Origin of the sequence: Olivibacter sp. SDN3 (assembly GCF_014334135.1) — a bacterium.
In the GTDB taxonomy this organism is placed as follows: domain Bacteria; phylum Bacteroidota; class Bacteroidia; order Sphingobacteriales; family Sphingobacteriaceae; genus Olivibacter.
The window spans coordinates 5,384,361-5,405,534 of sequence record NZ_CP060497.1 but is presented as its reverse complement, the minus strand read 5'-3'; the positions used below and the strand labels follow the sequence as shown (position 1 = coordinate 5,405,534).

Genomic DNA, 21,174 nt, shown 5'->3' with positions numbered 1-21,174 from the left:
ATACACAATTTTTAAAACAAAACACCTATAAATCTCTTTATAATACTGGTAGACAGATTATATGTTATAATCTTGTTATAAAAACGTATTTAAAAAACTAATTATTACTATTATGGGGAATTTATTGTATTTAATAGCGGTTGTCTTAGTGATTATCTGGGCTATCAGCTTCTTTGGAGGTTATGTACAAGGGGGGATAATACACGCATTATTAGTGATTGCAGTGATTGCGGTGTTGCTTAGGATTATAAGAGGAGCAGCCTAGCGTTTTAGTTTAAAATTGGACGATTTTATCAATGCTTCGGCAAAGATTAAATCCTGTGCAAAAGTAATCTTTATGTTCCGGGTATCGCCATTAATTAATTGAATGGGATATCCGGCTTTCTCAACTACAGAAGCGTCGTCCGTAAATAACTTGTTGTATGGTTGCCGGTATGCATTAATTATGATATTAGCGCTGAAAAATTGCGGAGTTTGTATTAAAAATACATTATCTCTATCGACAGATTTGTAGGTGTCCTTTTGTCTTATCCTAACAGAATCCTTGCTTGTTATTGCGGTAGCAAGTGCTTGATGTGTAATCACTTCTCTATATCCACTGTCTATTATTGCCTGATCAATTAATGGCCTGACTCCATCATGTACTGCAATATAGGTGTGGTCGAGATTAAGAAAATTTTCTTTGATATATGTTAACGCATTTAATACGGAATGGAAGCGGGTTTGTCCGGCGTTAACAACGATATGAGATGTATCGAAAAGATGCTGATTACACAACTCAAGCCATTGAGCTTTGAACGAGTGGTTTAAGGCGACGACAACGATCGGCTTCGACTGGCAGGTAGCGAACGCTTGTATTGTATGCATGAGTATCGGCTGCCCGCACAGGTCCAAAAACTGTTTAGGCGTTGTACTTTGCATACGAGTACCAGAACCTCCTCCAACAATTATGACAAAGTTGTTGTTAAGCATGTGCTTTTGATAAAGGCAAGGGTAGAAATATCTACCCCTCCGGAAATAATAAAATTAGATAATTAGCATAGCATCGCCATAACTATAAAAACGATATTTCTCCTTCACAGCAATTTCATATGCATTCATAACGTTTTCGTAACCACCAAAAGCACATATCATCATAAGTAAAGTAGATTCAGGGGTGTGGAAATTAGTTATCATGCTGTTGGCTATACTAAAATCATAAGGAGGGAAAATAAACTTACTAGTCCAATCGTTAGCAGCTTTGAGTGTTTTGTTAGCGGAGACCGCAGATTCAATGGAACGCATACTGGTTGTGCCTACCGCACAAACTCGTCTTTTCTCCGCGATAGCATTATTCACAATGTCTGCATCCTTTTGTTCAATAATGAACTGCTCTGAATCCATTTTATGCTTTGTTAAATCTTCCACTTCAACCTGACGGAATGTTCCTAAGCCGACGTGTAGCGTTACCTCAGCAAATTCTATCCCCTTAAGCTCCAGACGTTTCATTAATTCACGGCTAAAATGTAAGCCAGCCGTAGGTGCAGCAACAGCGCCTTCATTCTTTGCAAAGATCGTTTGGTAACGAAATTTATCTTCCGGTGTCGGTTTACGTTTAATATATTTTGGGAGCGGTGTTTCTCCAAGTATCTCTATATTTCTTCTAAACTCTTCATCGGTGCCATCGAATAGAAAACGAATAGTACGACCTCTTGATGTTGTGTTGTCTACAACTTCCGCAACTAGAAGGTCGTTATCACCAAAATATAACTTATTGCCCACACGTATTTTTCTTGCGGGGTCAACTAATACATCCCATAAACGTAGTTCCTTATTAAGTTCTCTTAACAGAAAAACCTCAATAGTTGCACCAGTTTTCTCCTTGTTTCCATACAGTCTAGCAGGAAAGACTTTAGTATTGTTTAAGATCATCACATCATGCTCATCAAAATAGTTCAATACATCCTTGAAAATTTTGTGTTCAATAGCACCGGTTTTACGGTCTAGTACCATCAAACGAGCTTCGTCTCTGGACTCAACTGGCTCGTGGGCAACTAAGGATTCTGGTAAATTAAACTTAAATTGAGATAACTTCATGTTTTGTGAATTTTAGATGTATCTATGTGTATTGTTTAAATAGTATGGTAATGAGTAGATTAATGACCTAGCAACCATAAATAACAAAAGACGTTCTGTTGATGTCTCCTGTGTACTATTGTTTAATATTTCAGCGCGCAAATTTACGAATTTTTATCGTAAAACATCGATTATTTGTCTTAAATAAAATATGTGTGATCTGATGTCTTTATTAATGTAAAAAAAGATACTAATTGTGTAACCTTTATTGGTTTTATCGGTCTTAATATGGTATGATTTTTCTGAAACTATTTCTAGAAAGCTTTCGGTTTGCATTTACCGCGCTCCGTGAAAATAAAACACGAACCTTTTTGTCACTTTTAGGTGTAACGATAGGTATTATGACGATAATCGGTATATTTTCGGCAGTCAATACGCTTCGGGCAAACTTAGAAAGCAGCGTGGAAAAATTAGGAAGCCGTTCTATTTATATTCAAAAGTGGCCATGGGGTGGTGGGGGAGAGTATCCTTGGTGGAGATATGTTAACCGTCCGGAACCTACAATTCATGATTTTGACCAACTGCAACAACGTATGACGTTAGCTGATGGAATCGCGCTTGATGTCGGTATTCAGGAGAAGACATTGAAATACTTAAATAATAATGTCGAAAATGTATACGTTGATGCTGTCACACATGATTTTTATAAAATAAGGAATCTGGAATTTGAGGCAGGACGGTATTTTACAGATAGCGAATCTGAGCGTGGTTCACCTGTTGTTATTTTAGGTGCCGTTGTAGCTAGAGGCTTGTTTCCTAATGCGGACCCCATAGGAAAGACCATTCAATTCTTGGGCAGAAGGTTCACGGTAATAGGTGTTTTCAAAGAAGAGGGAGAGGGAATGTTAATTGATGTTTCATTAGATAATATAGCGGTGATACCACTGAATTTTGCTAGAAATGTAATTAATGTTAGGAATTTCGGCCCTTCGATTATTGTTAACGCGAAAGATGGAATACCTTTAGATGAAGTAGAAAGTGAAATTAGAGGATTGATGCGTTCTATCCATCGACTTAGCCCGAGGGAAGAAGATGATTTCGCTCTCAATCAAACTACCATTATAACTGCTCAATTGGATACAATGTTCAAGATGGTCAATACGGCTGGGTTCTGTATAGGTATATTATCAGTTTTGGTCGGTGGATTTGGCATCGCAAATATTATGTTTGTTTCGGTGAAAGAACGAACACACATTATAGGCATTCAGAAATCCTTAGGTGCCAAAAATTATTTTATTTTATCACAATTTCTTATTGAATCAGTTGCCTTGTGTATAATAGGAGGGCTAATGGGGCTTTCAGTAGTTTACGGTCTCGCTTTTCTGTTAAAAGTCTTCGCAGGCATAGGGGTGGTGGTGCATTTAGACGAGGTTGTTTTAGCGATATTCATTTCTACGACAATTGGTTTGATATCAGGGATAATCCCAGCGGTTATTGCCAGTAAATTAGATCCTGTTGAGGCAATAAGGAGTAAATAGAAAGTACTTTTTTGAAGAACCTTCGTCATATATCACAGGAAAATTACTATATCGTTTTCGTAAATAAAGCTCGTATCTTTTCAAGATATTCTCAATATTTTATTAATATTGGTAACTAATTGTAAGAATAATTGCAACTTACACCATTATTATAAATAACCTAGCTAAATATCGGCGTAAGTGATATTTGGTTTTCATGATGTCAATGGGAAAAATCAAGAAAGAAATTTATTAAATTTTACAGAAAATGAATAGAACGTTAAGTTTAATGGCTATCGGAGGAATGCTGTTTTTAAATTCGTGTAATAGCGGTAATGTTACACAAGATGATGAATGGGTAGATCTTTTTGACGGTGAAACATTGAATGGTTGGAAAACAGTTGCTGGTGACGCTGTTTACACGGTAGAAGATAGTATGATCATAGGAACTACGGTAAGAAATACCGGTAATACCTTTTTGATAACAGAGGAAGAATATGGTGATTTCATTTTGGAACTCGACGCAAAAATCGAAGGGGATCATAATAATTCAGGTATTCAAACCAGAAGTCATATAGACGAGGAAGCAAACGAAGGTAAAGGTAGAGTATATGGTAGACAGGTTGAAATTGATCCCACTGAGAGAAGCTGGACAGGTGGTATTTATGACGAGGCGAGAAGAAACTGGTTGTATCCTCTTGAGCTTAACTTGCCTGCAAAAGCCGCTTTTAACAAGGAGGCCTTTAATCACTTTCGAATAGAGTGTATAGGGAATGAAATGAAAACATGGATTAATGATGTCCCGGTTTCATATGTGATCGATACGATTGACAATACAGGATTTATAGGGCTACAGGTACACGGTATTGGGAATGATGGTGAAGAGGGAAAGAAGGTGTATTTCAAAAATATAAAGATCCAAACAAAGGACCTTTCTCCACGTAACCTTGAAAATGGGGTGTATGTAGTTAACCTGCAACCCAATACATTATCAGCTTATGAAGAAGAAGAAGGCTATTCGCTGTTATTCGATGGAAATAGTCATGAAGGTTGGGTTGGAGCTCATAAAGACAGCTTTCCCGATAAAGGGTGGGCTATAGCCAATGGAGAACTAAAAGTGCTGGGGAACGATGGTGGTGAATCTACAAACGGAGGAGATATTGTTACGCAAGAGCAATTTAGTGCTTTTGATTTATCTTTTGAATTTAAATTGACTCCAGGTGCTAATAGTGGTCTCAAATACTTTGTTACGTTAAGTGAACAAAATAAAGGTTCGGCTATTGGTTTGGAATACCAGGTGCTGGATGACGAAGAGCATCCTGATGCCAAAATGGGACGTGAAGGGAACCGAACGCTTGCCTCCCTGTATGATTTAATTAAAGCAGATAAACAGGCACGTTTTACGAAGCCGATTGGTGAGTGGAATAATGGACGGGTAGTTGTTTACCCTGATAATAAAGTGGAACACTATTTAAATGGCGTTAAAGTTTTGGAATACAATAGAGGTTCCGAAGATTTTCGGAAATTGGTTGCAATAAGTAAATTTAAGGAATTTACTAACTTTGGAGAAGCGGAGCAAGGGCATATTCTACTGCAAGATCATGGAGACGATGTGAGCTTTAGGAGTATTAAAATAAAGCGCTTGTAATTTAAAATGGATAGAAGATCTTTTTTACAAAAGGGTGGCATGTTGGGTGCCGGAATGTTTATGCTCGATGGCCTAGCGGCTAAAGCGGATAATTGGAGGAAAGAAGAACCTGTTAACATCGGAATGATAGGATGCGGGGATAGGGGGAAGGGTGTGTTGTCTGTGATCGAGTCGATGCCTGACCTGTACCGTATTCGTAGTTTTTGTGACGTGCTGGATTTTAGACTGGATGAGACTAAACAGCGACTTGGTGTTAATGCCAGGGCATTTACCGATTATCGAAAATTGCTGGATGATCGAAACTTGGATGCTGTGTTCATTGCTGTTCCTTTAAGTGCTCATTTTGAAGTCGCTAAAGCAGCTATTGAAGCAGGTAAGCATGTTTATATTGAGAAAACGATGACGTTTTCGATTGAAGAAGCTCAAGAATTGACAACATTAGTAAATAAATATCCTAAACTCACTGTACAGGTAGGCTATCAGTATCGTTATTCCCCCTTATATTTCAAGGTTAAGGAAATGATAGATAATGATTACCTCGGTAAGGTTACGCAGATTGATTGTCGATGGGATCGGAACGGAACATGGAGACGGTCGGTTCCTAGACCTGATTTGGAGCGACAAATAAACTGGCGTATGTACAAAGAGTATTCCGGAGGATTGCCCGCCGAATTACTATCTCACCAGATAGATTTCATAAATTGGGCCTTTGATACGCATCCCGACGAGATTATGGGTACAGGTGGAATCGATATTTATAATGATGGACGAGAGACCTTTGATAATGTACAGGTCATGTTTAGGTATAGTAAGGCCGGCATGATCGGTAATTTTGGAGCTACATGTGGAAACGCAAGGGACGGCTACCTCTTTAAAATTAAAGGCACCCGCGGAACGGTGTCACTCTTGACAAATACGGGAATTTATTATCCAGAGAATGAAACAAAAGAAGAGTTACAAACCGTAGATGGTGTAACAGGAGCTACTAAAATCGTTTGGAATGACGATGGTGGGACGTCTATCTTGAATGAGCCAACCAAAGATGGGACATGGTATGCCCTGGAAGAGTTTTATAAATCTGTTATTACAAATAGCATTCCTTCATCAAATGTTCAAAGAGGAGCTCGTGCAACAGTCTGCGTAGCTTTGGCAAACCAGTCGATTTACAATAACACTATTGAGCACTGGAAAGAAGCATATGATTTTTAGAAATACGGTCATTGAAAAACCAAGGGCATTTTCAATGACCGTATTTTTTCTCGAAAACTCGACTAACCTGTAAGTTTATCTAGCGCATTTTTGATACGACTTAACGCTTCGGTTAGTTGTTCGTCCGACGCAGCATACGACATGCGTATGCAATCATTATTTCCAAAGGAATCACCGCCAACCGTGGCTACATGAGCTTCATTTAATAGATATAGCGCCAAATCGGAAGAATTTGCTATGGTGTTTCCCGCGCTATCTTTTCGCCCAAAAAAGGCACTGACATCTGGAAAAAAATAAAATGCACCTTCTGGAAGATTTACTTTCACATCTTTTATGCCTTTCAAAGCACTATAAACAAGTTCTCTGCGACGTTCAAAAGCCTTCTTCATTTCAAACACACTTTCAAGTCCACCTTCATAGGCAGCGATACCAGCTCGCTGTGCAATTGAGCAGGTGCCGGACGTCGTTTGTCCTTGCAACTTATCGTTTGCAGCTGCTATTTCTTTGCTGGCTGCAAGGTACCCTAACCGCCATCCGGTCATCGCGTATGATTTAGAAAACCCATTAATAAGTATAACACGATCTTTTATACTACTAAATTGTGCAATTGATTCATGCTTGCCCTTAAAGTTTATATGCTCATAAATTTCGTCTGAAATAATATAGATTTGAGTATGTTTTTCAAAGACTTTTACTAGTGCCGCCAATTCCTCTTTACTGTACACACTACCTGTAGGGTTACATGGCGAGGAAAACATAAAGAGTCTCGTTTTTGGCGTAATTGCGGCTTCTAACTCCTCAGGAGTAATCTTGAAATCACTTGCAATATCAGTATTGATAAAAACAGATTTCCCTTCCGCCAGATTTACCATTTCAGAATAAGACACCCAATAAGGCGTTGGAATAATCACTTCATCTCCAGGGTTAATGGTGCACAATATGGCATTTGACAATGATTGTTTAGCGCCAGTAGATACTACGATTTGCGAAATGTCATATGCTAATCCATTTTCTTCCTTTAGCTTCTTTACAATTGCTTTTCTAAGATCAGGATATCCCGGTACAGGAGAGTATCTGGTATAATTGTCGTCCAGTGCCTTTTTTGCCGCTTCCTTAATGTGATCTGGGGTGTTGAAATCCGGTTCACCCACACTTAGACTTATAATATTGGCGCCCTGGGCAGCCAACTCTCTACCTAATTTCGTCATTTTTAATGTTGCCGACTCAGATAGATTATTTATTCTTTCTGATAAAATTGATGTTGTGTCCATTATCCTACAAACCTAATACAAAAATCTACTATTTTAAATTTTATGTAAATCTTTTTTGACAAAATTTTCTTTGTAAATGCGGATTGGTAGCTTTTTTGTAATGTATAGTGTTTTTGGTTGTTCGATATGTAACAAAATCAAGTAAATTTTAATTTATTTAAAATAGGAGATGTTATGGAGATAGCCAATGTTGTTTTGTAGGTAAGTTTATATAAGTTTGTGTTTCATTATAATAAAATGAAAAAACAGAAGAGGGTTATAATATATTCGTTGGTGACGGGTATCATTCTGATGCTGTCGAAATTTACTGCATTCCTGATTACAAACTCTAATGCTATTTTAACTGATGCAGTAGAAAGTATCGTGAATGTAATCGCTAGCGGATTCGCATTCTATAGTATTCACCTTTCATCGCAACCAAAAGATGCCAATCATCCTTATGGGCACGGTAAAGTAGAGTTTTTTTCTGTTTTTTTAGAGGGTGGACTAATATTTATTGCAGGTGTTTTAATAGTGGGAAAGGGCGTTTATAATATTTTTTTCCCGGATGAAATCGAGAATTTATTGGAAGGTATTGGTATTATCACTTTTACGGGAGTAATAAACTACATCCTCGGAACCTATATGATAAACAAGGGAAAAGTACTAAACTCGCTTACGATTATTGCCGATGGAAAACATTTGCAGGTAGACGCATATAGCACTGCGGGTCTTCTTTTTGGCTTATTTCTGATATATTTTACAGGTTGGCACCAGCTCGATGTCTTTTTTTCACTCGCTTTAGGGGGATATATTCTTTACAATGGTTATAGCCTTTTGAGAAAATCGATCGCTGGATTGATGGACGAATCTGACTTCGAACTTATCAATAATGTCGTTGGTATATTAGATAAACACCGTCGTGATTCCTGGATAGATGTGCATAACCTGCGTGTTCAGCGTTATGGCCACGAATTACACATAGACTGTCATGTAACGCTCCCGAATTATTTTGATTTAACCAAAGTGCATGAAGAGGTTTCAAAAATCGACCAGTTAGTGAATAAGGAAGTACACATTAGTACCGAATTGTTTATTCACGCAGATCCATGTCTGCCAGCTTGCTGTCATTATTGTCGTGTAAAAGATTGTCCAATAAGAAGTGAGAGGAAAAGAGTAGATATTGCGTGGGAGGCCGCCATTGTAACTAAAAACAAGAAACATTTCGACCGGAATTTTAGAGAAGCTGATCAGCCTTGACAGTCGGAAAATACATGGAGCCAAACTTTTTTAATTATGTTTGGTTAATTCATTTAACTGCTAATTTAATACTAAAGATTATGAATAAGTTTTTCCGAGCAATTATCGCAGGCTTCACAGCAAAAAAATTAGGTGGAGGTTGTTTATCCACCATCATCATTTTTGTCATCGTTTATTACGCTCTGGGCCAATGTAATTAGTTGATAATTAGTTTGTTTATTGTCCATTGGGAACAGTATGGCAAATAACGAATAGAAGCGTATAAATGCCTATTGATATAATTTTAAATTTTTGTCGAAAAAAAAATGTATATGCCTAAAGCTTGGTAGCTCTTTGTCTGAAAATAAATGTTGATTTTATTAAGAGATGTTGGTTAAATTTGATTTGTTGATATTTTTTTTGAAGAAATATTAGGAAATTTCAAAAAAATATCGTGATTTTTACGGCATAATCTCTAAACAAAGACAAAAAACAATAAAATCAAGACAAAAATATGTCAAACCTTAGATTTAGTGCAGTTGAAGCTGCGATTTCGCGCGATAAAAGGCCGACAGTCAAATCTGTTGGAGAAAAAGCATCAACTTATTTTGGTAAAAACGTTTTTACCATTAAGAAGATGAAGGATTACCTTCCGAAAAATGTTTACTCAAAGTTGTTAAGTACTATTGAAGCCGGTGAAGCAATTGATTTTGATTTGGCAGAGCATATATCGCAAGCCATGAAAAGCTGGGCTATTTCCAATGGCGCTAGTCATTATACACACTGGTTTCAACCACTAACTGGCGCAACAGCAGAAAAGCATGATGCTTTTTTTGAACCGGGTGGTGATGGGGTCGCAATAGAAAAATTTACTGCTGACGCATTGGTTCAGCAAGAGCCCGATGCGTCTAGCTTTCCAAATGGGGGGATCCGAAATACATTTGAAGCGCGTGGCTATACGGGGTGGGACCCTTCTTCTCCTGCATTTGTTTATGAAACTGCTGGAGGAAAGACACTATGCATTCCGACGGTGTTTTTGTCATATACAGGTGAAGCATTAGATTATAAGGCGCCTTTGTTGAAAACATTGCATGCGTTGGATAGAGCCGCTGTGGATGTTGCTCAATATTTTGATAAAAGTGTAGAAAAAGTTTTTGCTTCACTTGGAATAGAACAGGAATATTTTTTAGTTGACCTGGCATTGTTCAATGGCCGTCCCGATTTACAGTTAACTGGTAGAACGTTGTTTGGACACATGTCAGCTAAAGGACAACAGTTGGAAGACCACTATTTTGGTGCTATTCCAGAACGCGTTCTTGCCTTTATGGTAGATTTGGAGCAAGAAGCACTTAAGTTAGGTATTCCTTTGAAAACACGACACAATGAAGTTGCTCCGTCACAGTTTGAGTGTGCTCCGATGTTTGAGGAAATAAACCTTGCAATAGATCATAATCAATTATTATTGAATTTAATGGATCAAATTGCAATACGTCATAACTTTAAGGTGCTTTTACACGAGAAACCCTATGCAGATATCAACGGTTCAGGGAAACATAATAACTGGTCGCTGATTACAAATACTGGGGTGAACTTACTTGCTCCGGGAAAGACCCCTAAGAACAACTTAATGTTCCTGACATTTTTTGTGAACGTTATTCGTGCCGTGTATGAACATGCTGATTTATTGCGCGCATCCATTGCGACAGCAAGTAACGATCACCGCCTAGGTGCAAATGAGGCTCCACCCGCAATTATTTCTATTTTCTTGGGAAGTCAACTGAATGCAGTATTAGATGAGGTTGAAACAGCTCGGGTAGCTAAAAAAGTGAAAGCAGAAAGTCAATTATGGCATGGGATTCCAAAAATACCTACACTTCAATTAGATAATACGGATAGGAATCGTACATCACCATTTGCGTTCACAGGAAATAAATTTGAGTTCCGTGCAGTGGGTTCTTCAGCAAATTCGGCAAGTCCAATGACTGTTCTAAATGCAATTGTTGCCGATCAATTGGTGAAGTTCAAAGTTGAAGTGGATAAGCAGATTAAAAAAGGTACTAAAAAGGATCTTGCTTTATTGAATGTGGTGCGGAAATATATTAAAGAATCAAAAGCGATCCGTTTTGAAGGCAACGGTTACAGTAAAGAATGGGAAGACGAAGCAGCAAAACGCGGATTGTCTAATATTAAAACCACTCCGAAAGCATTAGATATTTATGTGAGCGAGAAATCGGAAAAACTGTTTGAATCGCTAGGTATCATGACCAAACGTGAAGGTGAAGCACGCCACGAGATACTATTAGAGAATTATTTCAAAAAGATTCAGATTGAAGCACGTGTTATAGGCGAGATTGTCAATAGTATGATAGTGCCTGCTGTGATCACTTACCAAAATGAATTAATTGAAAATGTAAAAGGTCTTAAAGAACTTGGTATTAAGGCGGCTGGATTTAAGTCTCAAGCTGACTTGCTAGAACGTATAAGTGAACACGTGAATGTGATTGTTGAAGAAGCTGAAGCTATGAGACAAGAACGTAAAAACGCAAATGTGTTGGAAGACGCACGAGAAAAAGCTATCGTTTACGATGAGAAGGTAAAACCTTATTTTGATAAGATCCGTTACCATATTAACAAGTTAGAACAAATTGTTGATGATCGTAAATGGCCTCTCCCGAAATTAAGAGAGTTACTTTTTGTTCGATAAATCAATATTGATAAGATACAAGAGAAAGTCCCTTGAGCCTAACCGTTCAGGGGATTTTTGTTTACTGAATTTTGCATACCAGAATTGTATTAAAAATGCTCGAAATTTCATATGTATTATTTACTTTTGCCCCAATATGTCAGATTTAAAGTATAACCAAAGAGGTGTTTCCGCAGGTAAGGAAGATGTGCATAACGCTATTAAGCATATTGATAAAGGATTGTTTCCTCAAGCATTTTGTAAGATTATACCGGATATTTTAGGAAGTGATGACCTTTGGTGTAATATCATGCATGCTGACGGAGCGGGAACAAAGTCATCCCTTGCGTATACTTATTGGAAGGAAACCGGGGACTTGACTGTTTGGAAAGGCATTGCTCAGGATGCAATTGTAATGAACCTTGATGATCTTCTGTGCGTAGGTGCTTTGGATAATATACTGCTTTCTTCCACTATTGGGAGAAATAAAAACACTATTCCGGGCGAAGTGATAGCAGAGATCATTAACGGCACGGAAGAAATACTAAGCGAGCTTAGAGACCTCGGAATTGGAATTTATTCAACCGGTGGAGAAACTGCTGACGTTGGAGATCTAGTTAGGACCATTATCGTTGATAGTACCGTAACTTGTAGAATGAAAAGAACGGATGTTATATCTAATCATAACATTCAAGCAGGGGATGTCATCGTAGGACTAGCGTCTTACGGAAAAGCAAGCTATGAGAGTGCCTATAATGGTGGGATGGGATCGAATGGTCTCACGTCTGCAAGACATGATGTTTTTAATAAAAGCATCGCAGAGAAATATAAAGAGAGTTATGATCCTTCCATTCCTTATGATCTAGTCTTTTCAGGAAGTAGGGCGCTAACAGATAACATAATAATTGATGGTGCTGAAATGACTGTTGGTAAGTTAGTGTTATCGCCTACCAGAACTTATGCGCCAATTATTAAAAAGGTACTTGATTCGTATCGTGACAAAATACATGGTATGGTACATTGTAGCGGGGGAGCACAAACAAAAGTATTACATTTTATTAACAACTTACACATAATTAAAGACAATCTATTTCCGGTACCTCCTTTGTTTAAATTAATTCAGTCGGAGTCTGATTCCGATTGGCAAGAGATGTATAAAGTCTTTAACATGGGGCATCGTATGGAACTGTATGTGCCAGAACAAATCGCAAACGATATTATTGATATCGCAAGAGAATTTGATGTAGAAGCGCAAATTGTTGGAAAAGTTGAAGCATTAGATATCAAACAGGTTACTATTGAATCTGAGTTTGGAACCTATATTTACCACTAATTTTTGCAAGTGTTGTTGAACGCTTGCACGTGATTAATTTATTAATGATAGCTAAAAAGTGTGAGCATTCATCCAAAGAATAGAAAATCTACGGGCAATAGGTCGTTAAAGACTATCGGATGGAAGGAGTCTGTTGATTTTATTGAGTTAGGTATACAGGATATTCCGGCAAAAATAGATACGGGCGCAAAAACTTCTGTTTTGCATTGTAAATATATCGAATTGGTTAAAATAGGCCGGAAGAGTTACGTGAAATTTGTTCCCTTAGACGAAAAATATGTCTCGCATAGTCAAGCTTTCACACTCCCTTTCCATAAGGAACGGAAAGTCAAAAATTCATTTGGCTCGGAAGAAAATAGATTTATAATAAAAACCAATATACGTTTATTTAATGAATCTTTTGAAATAGAAATCTCGTTACGCGACCGTTCGGATATGGAGTATCCTGTTCTTTTGGGAAGGAGTTTTTTGAGAAGGAAGTTTTTAGTTGATGTCTCTAAAGCTAACTTATCGAGAAATGATAACCATAAAAGTCCCGAGATCACTGTAAAATAGGTGTTTTTTGTATGAAATTATAGTTTTTTATCGTAATAGATATTTCAAAAAAATGCAGCACTAATCCTGAAAAATGGTAATCTATTGGGGAGTTATTGACTGTTCCTTTCGTTGAAGCGCAATTGTCAAACAAATTATCGGAAAGCTTGTTGTCGGAAGTGTTGTTGTATATATTTAAATTAATGTAATAAATATTATCGTGAGGATAGCCGTACTCTCAACTAATAAGAACCTGTATTCTACGCAAAGATTGGTAGAGGTCGCTCAGCAGCGTGGTCATGAATGTATAGTGATCGATCATAGACAGTGTTACGTGGGCATAAAACAGGGCGAACCGAGTATTCACTATAAAGGACAGGACATTTCCAATATAGATGCTGTAATTCCTAGAATAGGTGCTTCGGTAACCTTTTACGGGTCGGCCATTGTAAGACAGTTTGAAATTATGGGTGTCATCTCAGCAAATCCCAGTCAAGCGATCACGAGATCGAGAGACAAATTGAGGTGCATGCAGATATTGTCCGGCGCAAGCATAGGTATGCCTATTACCGGATTTGCCAGACAGACCAAAGATGTGGATGATCTGATCAAGATGGTAGGCGGAGCCCCTTTGGTTATTAAACTGTTAGAAGGAACGCAAGGTATCGGAGTTGTCCTTGCCGAAACAAAGAAGGCTGCGAGTTCGGTTATCGAGGCATTTTACGGCTTGGGAAATAATATACTTATTCAGGAGTATATTAAGGAATCCCGGGGAGAGGATGTTAGGGTATTTATTGTAGATGGTAAGGTGGTGGGCTCGATGAAGAGAATTGCTAAAGAAGGAGAGTTCCGTTCAAATCTCCACCGGGGCGGGATTGCAGATACGATAAGACTTACGAAAGCAGAAAAGGACACTGCGCTTAGAGCTGCTGCTGAATTGGGGCTGACAGTATGTGGAGTAGATATGTTACAATCTGATCGGGGCCCATTAGTTTTAGAGGTGAATTCGTCTCCCGGTTTAGAAGGGATCGAAAAGGCTACAGGAAAGAATATTTCAGCCAGTATTATTGAATTTCTTGAAAAAAGATATGCATTACGGAAACCGCAAAAGGAGAGGAGAAAGAAAATCAAAGTTGGGCAAACATTATGACGGCATAAAACATATACAAAGTCTTTGATAATCAAATTCTTTTTTATAATTTTGCGGACTTTAAAAGAATAAAGCAAATTAAAAAACAGTAAATGCCTACTATTCAACAATTAGTTAGAAAAGGTAGAGTAGCTCTGGTAGACAAGAGTAAGTCGCCAGCGTTGGACAGCTGTCCACAGCGAAGAGGAGTATGTACACGTGTATATACCACTACCCCTAAAAAACCAAACTCAGCAATGCGTAAAGTTGCCCGTGTTCGTTTAACCAATGGTAAAGAGGTTAATGCTTACATTCCGGGTGAAGGCCACAATTTACAAGAGCACTCTATCGTGTTAATCCGTGGAGGACGTGTAAAGGATTTGCCAGGTGTTCGTTATCACATAATCCGTGGAGCTTTAGATACATCAGGTGTTGCGGGGCGTAATCAGCGCCGGTCGAAGTATGGAACAAAACGTCCTAAACCAGGGCAAGCGGCGGCGGCACCAGCGAAGGGTAAAAAGAAATAATTAAACGGAGGAAAATAAGATGAGAAAGTCAAAACCAAAGAAGAGAATCATTTTACCTGATCCGAAGTTTAACGATGTTCAGGTTACGCGTTTTGTGAATAATATGATGTACGATGGAAAAAAATCTATTGCGTACTCCATATTTTATAATGCTGTTGATTTAGTTGAGCAGAAAACCAGTGAAAATGGTTTGGAAACATGGAAGAAAGCACTTAACAATGTAATGCCTTCTGTTGAGGTAAAATCACGTCGCGTAGGTGGAGCCAACTTTCAGGTTCCTACAGAAGTTCGTCCCGAGCGCAAAATTGCTCTGGGAATGAAATGGTTAATTAGCTATGCTCGCAGACGTGGAGAAAAAACCATGTTTGAGAAATTGGCCGGAGAAATAATTTCTGCTTCTAAGGGAGAAGGTGCTGCAGTGAAGAAGAAGGAAGATACCCATAAGATGGCAGAAGCTAACAAAGCATTCTCTCACTTTAGATTCTAAGTGATTATGATAGCACAGGTTGAATGGAGTAACACAGAGCTTTTAAGCTCACCATATGTGAGACACATTTAAATCTGTGTTATTTTTTTGGAATGCTCCCCAATTCTGGAAATAACTTTTCAGTGAGTATTTACCAACAAGAATCACTTTAAATTACGTTAGTTGTAATTAAATAAAAAAATGTCAAGAGACTTAAAATTCACAAGAAATATTGGTATTGCTGCACATATTGATGCAGGAAAAACCACTACTACCGAGCGTATACTTTATTATGCAGGAGTTAACCACAAAATAGGTGAGGTACACGAGGGTGCTTCCACTATGGACTGGATGGTTCAGGAAGCCGAACGCGGTATCACTATTACGTCAGCGGCTACTACTGTGTTTTGGAACTATAGGGGGGATAAATATCAGGTAAATGTTATTGACACGCCAGGACACGTTGACTTCACAGTTGAAGTAAACAGATCACTTCGTGTGCTCGACGGATTAGTGTTCTTATTTTCAGCAGTTGATGGTGTTGAACCTCAGTCTGAAACGAACTGGCGTTTAGCTGATAATTACAAAGTTCCACGTATAGGTTTCGTTAATAAGATGGACCGTTCTGGAGCAGACTTCTTGAAAGTTGTGAAGCAAGTAAGGGAAATGTTAGGATCAGATGCCGTTCCTTTACAATTGCCTATCGGAGCTGAGGATAATTTCAAAGGCGTTGTTGATTTAATTAACAACCGCGGTATTATTTGGAATGAGGAAGATAAAGGAATGACTTTTACTGAAGTACCTATTCCGGATGATATGTTGGATGAAGTTGCTGAATGGCGCGAGAAATTATTGGAATCAGTAGCTGGTTATGACGATTCGTTGATGGAAAAATTCTTCGATGATCCTAACTCGATTTCTGAACGTGAGATATTAGATGCGCTTCGCAAAGCAGTTCTAGATAATGCTATTGTGCCAATGGTATGTGGTTCATCCTTTAAAAATAAAGGTGTTCAAACTATGTTGGATCTAGTAATGGAATTACTTCCCTCTCCGCTGGACCAAGAAGCTGTAACAGGAATCGACCCGAAAACTGATGCTGAGATAATCCGTAAACCGTCTGTTAGTGAGCCTTTTTCGGCTTTAGCATTCAAAATCGCAACCGATCCTTTTGTAGGACGTTTATGTTTTATCCGTGTGTATTCTGGTAATTTAGATGCTGGATCTTATGTGTACAATACGCGTTCAGACAATAAAGAACGTATTTCCAGAATATTCCAAATGCACGCAAATAAGCAAAACCCCATACCTAATATAGGTGCTGGTGATATTGGCGCTGTAGTTGGCTTTAAGGATATTAAAACTGGAGACACGCTATGTGACGAAAAGAATCCTATCATCCTTGAGTCAATGGTATTTCCGGAACCAGTTATCGGTTTGGCTATCGAACCAAAGACACAGGCGGATGTTGATAAATTGGGTGTTGCTTTAGGTAAATTAGCAGAAGAGGATCCTACATTTCGTGTACAGACAGATGAGGATACCGGTCAAACGGTAATTTCTGGAATGGGCGAGCTACACTTAGATATTTTAATTGATCGCCTGAGGAGAGAATTTAAGGTAGAAGTAAATCAAGGTGCTCCTCAAGTTGCTTATAAAGAGGCGATTACTACAGAAGCGTCACATCGTGAAGTATATAAGAAACAAACCGGTGGTCGTGGTAAATTTGCTGATATTCAAGTGGTTATTTCGCCCATTGATTCAGATTATGAGAAAGGCGGTCTACAGTTTATAAATGAAATCGTAGGAGGTGCAATCCCGCGTGAATTTATACCTTCGGTACAAAAGGGTTTTGAAGCGGCGATGGTAAATGGTGTATTAGCAGGTTTCCCTGTTACCGATATGAAAGTTCGGTTGGTAGATGGTTCATTCCACGCAGTAGACTCTGATGCATTGTCATTTGAAATTGCAGCACGTACAGCTTTCCGTGAAGCATTGCCTAAGTGTCGTCCAGTTTTAATGGAGCCCATTATGAAAATAGAGGTGTTGACTCCTGAGGAAAATATGGGTGATGTAATGGGCGATTTAAACCGTCGTCGTGGACAACTACAAGGTATGGATACACGTAGTGGTTCTCAGGTAATCAAAGCATTGGTTCCACTTTCCGAGATGTTTGGTTATGTAACGCAGTTACGTACGATCACTTCGGGTCGTGCTACATCCACCATGGAATTTGATCATTACGCCGAAGCGCCTAAGAATGTTCAAGAGGAAGTCATAGCGAAAGCGAAAGGTAAAGTTAAAGCATAAATAAACAACCTCCGTTATAAATAGCTCTAACGGGGGCTTAAATAAACAAATAATGAGCCAGAGAATTAGAATTAAATTAAAATCTTACGATTACAACTTAGTTGATAAGTCGGCAGAAAAGATTGTAAAGACAGTAAAACCTACGGGTGCTGTAGTGAGCGGACCCATTCCTCTTCCTACTGAAAAGAAAATTTATACAGTTTTGCGATCACCGCACGTTAACAAAAAGGCTCGTGAGCAGTTTCAGTTGTGTTCATACAAGAGATTGTTGGACATTTATAGCTCAAACTCTAAAACAGTAGACGCGCTAATGAAGCTTGAATTGCCTAGTGGTGTTGAAGTAGAAATCAAAGTATAATAGATTTTTATTTTTTTGAAAGGCGGCTATTCTTTTGAGTAGCCGCCTTTCTTTTTTTGGAATACTTTCTTCAAATTATTACGGTACTCTTGATAAGATTTAAAAGAAAAAGACGTATTTTAGCAATTAAGGCCTATAAATTTAACTCATCTTTGAATGCAATATGGCAAATAAAATCTTAGTTATCGAGGATCAATCAAAATTGGCATCGCTTATTCAGCGTGGTTTAAGTGCAGACGGTTATAACGTCGATATCGCGCCTGATGGCGAAACGGGCTTAGATATGATATACGATAAAGAGTATGATCTTATTGTTCTAGATCTGATGCTGCCCGGTATCAGTGGGCTTGAGGTTTGCCAGTTGCTGAGAAAAGAAAATAATAAGGTGCCTATCTTAATGTTAACTGCTTTAGGTGCTACAAGTAATATCGTGGGGGGGCTTGATTCCGGAGGTGACGACTATATGGTTAAGCCATTTAAATTCGAAGAATTGAGAGCCAGAATAAGAACCTTAGTTAGGAGACTGAAAGCTACAGAGCAATCAAACGCTATTATTCAGATTGCGGATTTAGTATTGGATATGGACACGAGAACTGCATCTAGGGGAGGGAAAGCGATTAGTTTGACCGCCACAGAGTATAGATTGCTCGAATTTTTAATGAAGAATAAAAATAAGGTATTAACTAGAATAGAAATTCTAGAGCAAGTTTGGGATATTAATTTTAATATGGGGACGAATGTGGTAGATGTGTATGTGAATTACTTGCGTAAAAAAATTGATAAAGGCTTCAATATAAAGCTAATACATACCATGATTGGTATGGGATATGTTATCAAGGGGGCTTAGATTAAAAAGACATGAGAATACAAAGTAAGTTCTTGCTGTTGTTTTTTTGTTTTGGTTTAGGTTTGATCTCTATTCTGATTGGTGCTATTTTCTATTTTACCCAAAGGTATGCATTCGAGGATTTCTATAAGCGTTTGGAAGCACGCGTAAATATTGGGGGGGAAGTTTATAAACAGGAAGACGAGCAGGTTCTGGTCGATTATAGAAAGATAAGAGATCGATATCTTGAAAAATTGCCAGCAGAAAGTGATTTTTTCTTCCGGGTGGAAAATGGTGAAGTGTTGCCTAAGGTAGGGGCTCCAAAGCTCCCGAAATCATTTTTTAATGCTATTATACAAAATGGGAGTAGTAGGTATAATAATAATAATGACTTTTTCGCGGGTAGTTATTTTACATCCGATAAAGGTGATTTTATCGTGGTGGTTTATGCAAAAGATCCTTCGGGATTTAGGGAATTGGCTATGTTGCAGAAAATCCTCATTATTGGATTTTTTATTTCTATGCTTGTCGTCTACCTAATAGGTAAAGTATTTTCAAAACAGATTTTTAAACCTTTTGCCCAGATAATAAAGAAAGTTAAAGAAATAACTGCGGAAAACCTGCATTTGCGGCTGCCCGCAATGGAAGGTAAGAAAGATGAAGTAGCGGAGATGACGACTACCTTTAATGATATGTTGGATCGCTTGGAGACCGCCTTCGATACGCAGAGTAATTTTATCAGTAATGCTTCACATGAATTAAGAACTCCCATCAGTATTATTTCCGGCGAAGTAGAGTTGACCTTAAATTCAGCAGACTTAAAACCGCCCCAAACTCAATCCCTGCAGATTGTTTTATCAGAAGCAGAGAAGTTGCAGCAAATTATTAATGGGTTATTGTATTTGGCCAAAACAGCCTATGATAAAAGCAACCAACCGAAGGAATTGATAAGGGTTGACCAGTTGTTAATAACCATAAAGGGGATAATGGATCAAGTCAATCAGCAATGCAGTATATCGTTGATTTTTGATGATTTACCAGAAGACGAAGGACGTATAACGGTGCAGGGATACGAGCATTTGCTGCAGTTGGCTATTTCTAATATTATAACCAATGCTTGTAAATATTCTGATAATAAACCTGTGATGGTTAACCTTAAATCAACAAACGAGCATGTGATTGTCTGTATCTCTGATAAAGGTATTGGTATTCCGGAAAATGAAATGCAATATATTTTTGAACCTTTCTTTCGTGCTTCCAATACACATCTATATGAAGGACACGGCGTTGGCCTACCATTAGCAATGCGAATAGTTAGATTACATCGCGGAACAATAGATATCAAAACAACTGTGGATAAAGGAACTGATATTGAAGTTGTCTTACCAAATATACCTGGTAAAATCTAATCTCATTTTAATGTGTTTCTTATTTTCTTTTAATTTTCTAACACTTTATTTGTAATGTTGAATGAAAGCTGCTAAAATAAATACTTTAAGCGAGTCTTGCAAAGAATATTTGTTTTTTCAGGAGTTTTTTGAACATAAAAGATAAATGTTATGAAAAATATTCTTATTCCTACCGACTTTACTGATGAATCGGTTAGCATTTTAAGTGATTATTTAAATAGTCATCCAGATGAACAGGTAAATGTTTTGTTTTTTCACGCAATTAAGCTATCGGATTCAATAACTGATTTATTGTTGCTTTCTAGAAGAACTAAGGAGCAGGAACTGATTCCAGAAGAATTTAAAAATTATTGTAAAAACGTTCGTAAAGAGTTTGATATGATAGAAAATGTTCGTTTCCAATATTTCTACGGTCATACTATGGCTTTGTTTAGAAATTTTTTAGAAGCGAATGAAATTAATCTGATCATCTATAATCCGGCTGTAAAGCTGAAAAGAATTTCGAAGACCAGTATTGATTTAGCAGAAATAATAAATAAATCAAATTGTGAAAAATGGTTGGGAGAGACAATAACCAGACGTTTAGATGACGTGGAAAAAGAAAAGGTAGTAGAAGAGCTTCCAAGAGAAGAGTCAGCTGCTACGTATTTATAGAATAAGAGGTTTCCGTCATAGATGTGA

At 37.9% G+C, this 21,174-nt stretch carries 19 protein-coding genes; 16 read left to right on the top strand and 3 right to left on the bottom strand.

Annotation, left to right across the window (positions count from 1 at the left end):
• The first annotated feature begins 112 nt into the window (after positions 1 to 112).
• Positions 113 to 265, top strand: a complete 153-nt coding sequence (locus H8S90_RS22735; RefSeq protein WP_187340074.1) for a lmo0937 family membrane protein — start codon at positions 113 to 115, stop codon at positions 263 to 265.
• On the opposite strand, the gene H8S90_RS22730 is transcribed toward H8S90_RS22735, so the two are convergent.
• Positions 262 to 972: a 2-C-methyl-D-erythritol 4-phosphate cytidylyltransferase gene (locus H8S90_RS22730; RefSeq protein ID WP_187340073.1), complete on the bottom strand. Its 711-nt coding sequence runs from the start codon at positions 970 to 972 to the stop codon at positions 262 to 264. The two genes, H8S90_RS22735 and H8S90_RS22730, sit on opposite strands and share 4 nt — an antisense overlap.
• Positions 973 to 1,026: 54 nt before the next feature.
• The gene (gene queA / locus H8S90_RS22725; protein WP_187340072.1) at positions 1,027 to 2,076 is read right to left on the bottom strand and encodes a tRNA preQ1(34) S-adenosylmethionine ribosyltransferase-isomerase QueA; all 1,050 of its coding nucleotides are present in this window, start codon (positions 2,074 to 2,076) and stop codon (positions 1,027 to 1,029) included.
• 272 nt (positions 2,077 to 2,348) lie between these two features.
• Between queA and H8S90_RS22720 the strand changes: the two genes are divergently transcribed.
• From H8S90_RS22720 to H8S90_RS22710, 3 genes are all read left to right on the top strand, one after another.
• Positions 2,349 to 3,593, top strand: a complete 1,245-nt coding sequence (locus H8S90_RS22720) for an ABC transporter permease (protein ID WP_187340071.1) — start codon at positions 2,349 to 2,351, stop codon at positions 3,591 to 3,593.
• Between the two features lie 247 nt (positions 3,594 to 3,840).
• Positions 3,841 to 5,220 (top strand): DUF1080 domain-containing protein, encoded by a 1,380-nt coding sequence (locus H8S90_RS22715; RefSeq protein WP_255501703.1) that lies wholly within the window; start codon positions 3,841 to 3,843, stop codon positions 5,218 to 5,220.
• Between the two features lie 6 nt (positions 5,221 to 5,226).
• A complete protein-coding gene (locus tag H8S90_RS22710) occupies positions 5,227 to 6,429 on the top strand; it encodes a Gfo/Idh/MocA family protein (protein WP_187340070.1) in 1,203 nt (400 codons plus the stop codon).
• A 62-nt stretch (positions 6,430 to 6,491) separates the two neighbouring features.
• On the opposite strand, the gene H8S90_RS22705 is transcribed toward H8S90_RS22710, so the two are convergent.
• The gene (locus H8S90_RS22705; protein WP_187340069.1) at positions 6,492 to 7,637 is read right to left on the bottom strand and encodes a pyridoxal phosphate-dependent aminotransferase; all 1,146 of its coding nucleotides are present in this window, start codon (positions 7,635 to 7,637) and stop codon (positions 6,492 to 6,494) included.
• A 300-nt stretch (positions 7,638 to 7,937) separates the two neighbouring features.
• Here H8S90_RS22705 and H8S90_RS22700 point away from each other — a divergent pair, with 300 nt between their 5' ends.
• The 12 genes from H8S90_RS22700 (at position 7,938) to H8S90_RS22645 (ending at position 21,147) form a co-directional block, all read left to right on the top strand.
• Positions 7,938 to 8,939: a cation diffusion facilitator family transporter gene (locus H8S90_RS22700; RefSeq protein ID WP_187340068.1), complete on the top strand. Its 1,002-nt coding sequence runs from the start codon at positions 7,938 to 7,940 to the stop codon at positions 8,937 to 8,939.
• A gap of 493 nt (positions 8,940 to 9,432) precedes the next feature.
• On the top strand, positions 9,433 to 11,622 hold the full coding sequence (locus tag H8S90_RS22695; protein WP_187340067.1) for a glutamine synthetase III: 2,190 nt from the start codon (positions 9,433 to 9,435) through the stop codon (positions 11,620 to 11,622).
• 136 nt (positions 11,623 to 11,758) lie between these two features.
• A complete protein-coding gene (locus tag H8S90_RS22690) occupies positions 11,759 to 12,934 on the top strand; it encodes an AIR synthase related protein (protein WP_187340066.1) in 1,176 nt (391 codons plus the stop codon).
• A gap of 60 nt (positions 12,935 to 12,994) precedes the next feature.
• Complete coding sequence (locus H8S90_RS22685; protein ID WP_187340065.1) at positions 12,995 to 13,489, top strand: RimK/LysX family protein; 495 nt, start codon at positions 12,995 to 12,997, stop codon at positions 13,487 to 13,489.
• A 199-nt stretch (positions 13,490 to 13,688) separates the two neighbouring features.
• Positions 13,689 to 14,618, top strand: a complete 930-nt coding sequence (gene rimK, locus H8S90_RS22680) for a 30S ribosomal protein S6--L-glutamate ligase (protein WP_187340064.1) — start codon at positions 13,689 to 13,691, stop codon at positions 14,616 to 14,618.
• 92 nt (positions 14,619 to 14,710) lie between these two features.
• Positions 14,711 to 15,124, top strand: a complete 414-nt coding sequence (rpsL, locus tag H8S90_RS22675) for a 30S ribosomal protein S12 (RefSeq protein WP_002993550.1) — start codon at positions 14,711 to 14,713, stop codon at positions 15,122 to 15,124.
• A gap of 19 nt (positions 15,125 to 15,143) precedes the next feature.
• Positions 15,144 to 15,611: a 30S ribosomal protein S7 gene (gene rpsG, locus H8S90_RS22670; protein WP_187340063.1), complete on the top strand. Its 468-nt coding sequence runs from the start codon at positions 15,144 to 15,146 to the stop codon at positions 15,609 to 15,611.
• Positions 15,612 to 15,791: 180 nt separating this feature from the next.
• Positions 15,792 to 17,900, top strand: coding sequence for an elongation factor G (gene fusA / locus H8S90_RS22665; RefSeq protein ID WP_187340062.1), 2,109 nt, complete (start codon positions 15,792 to 15,794; stop codon positions 17,898 to 17,900).
• A gap of 52 nt (positions 17,901 to 17,952) precedes the next feature.
• On the top strand, positions 17,953 to 18,258 hold the full coding sequence (gene rpsJ, locus H8S90_RS22660) for a 30S ribosomal protein S10 (RefSeq protein ID WP_013667229.1): 306 nt from the start codon (positions 17,953 to 17,955) through the stop codon (positions 18,256 to 18,258).
• A gap of 163 nt (positions 18,259 to 18,421) precedes the next feature.
• A complete protein-coding gene (locus tag H8S90_RS22655) occupies positions 18,422 to 19,105 on the top strand; it encodes a response regulator transcription factor (RefSeq protein WP_187340061.1) in 684 nt (227 codons plus the stop codon).
• A gap of 11 nt (positions 19,106 to 19,116) precedes the next feature.
• Positions 19,117 to 20,493 carry a HAMP domain-containing sensor histidine kinase gene (locus H8S90_RS22650; RefSeq protein ID WP_187340060.1) on the top strand — a complete coding sequence of 459 codons (1,377 nt, stop codon included), beginning with the start codon at positions 19,117 to 19,119 and terminating at the stop codon, positions 20,491 to 20,493.
• 150 nt (positions 20,494 to 20,643) lie between these two features.
• Entirely contained in the window at positions 20,644 to 21,147 is a 504-nt protein-coding gene (locus tag H8S90_RS22645; RefSeq protein ID WP_187340059.1) for a hypothetical protein, read from the top strand.
• Positions 21,148 to 21,174: the final 27 nt, after the last annotated feature.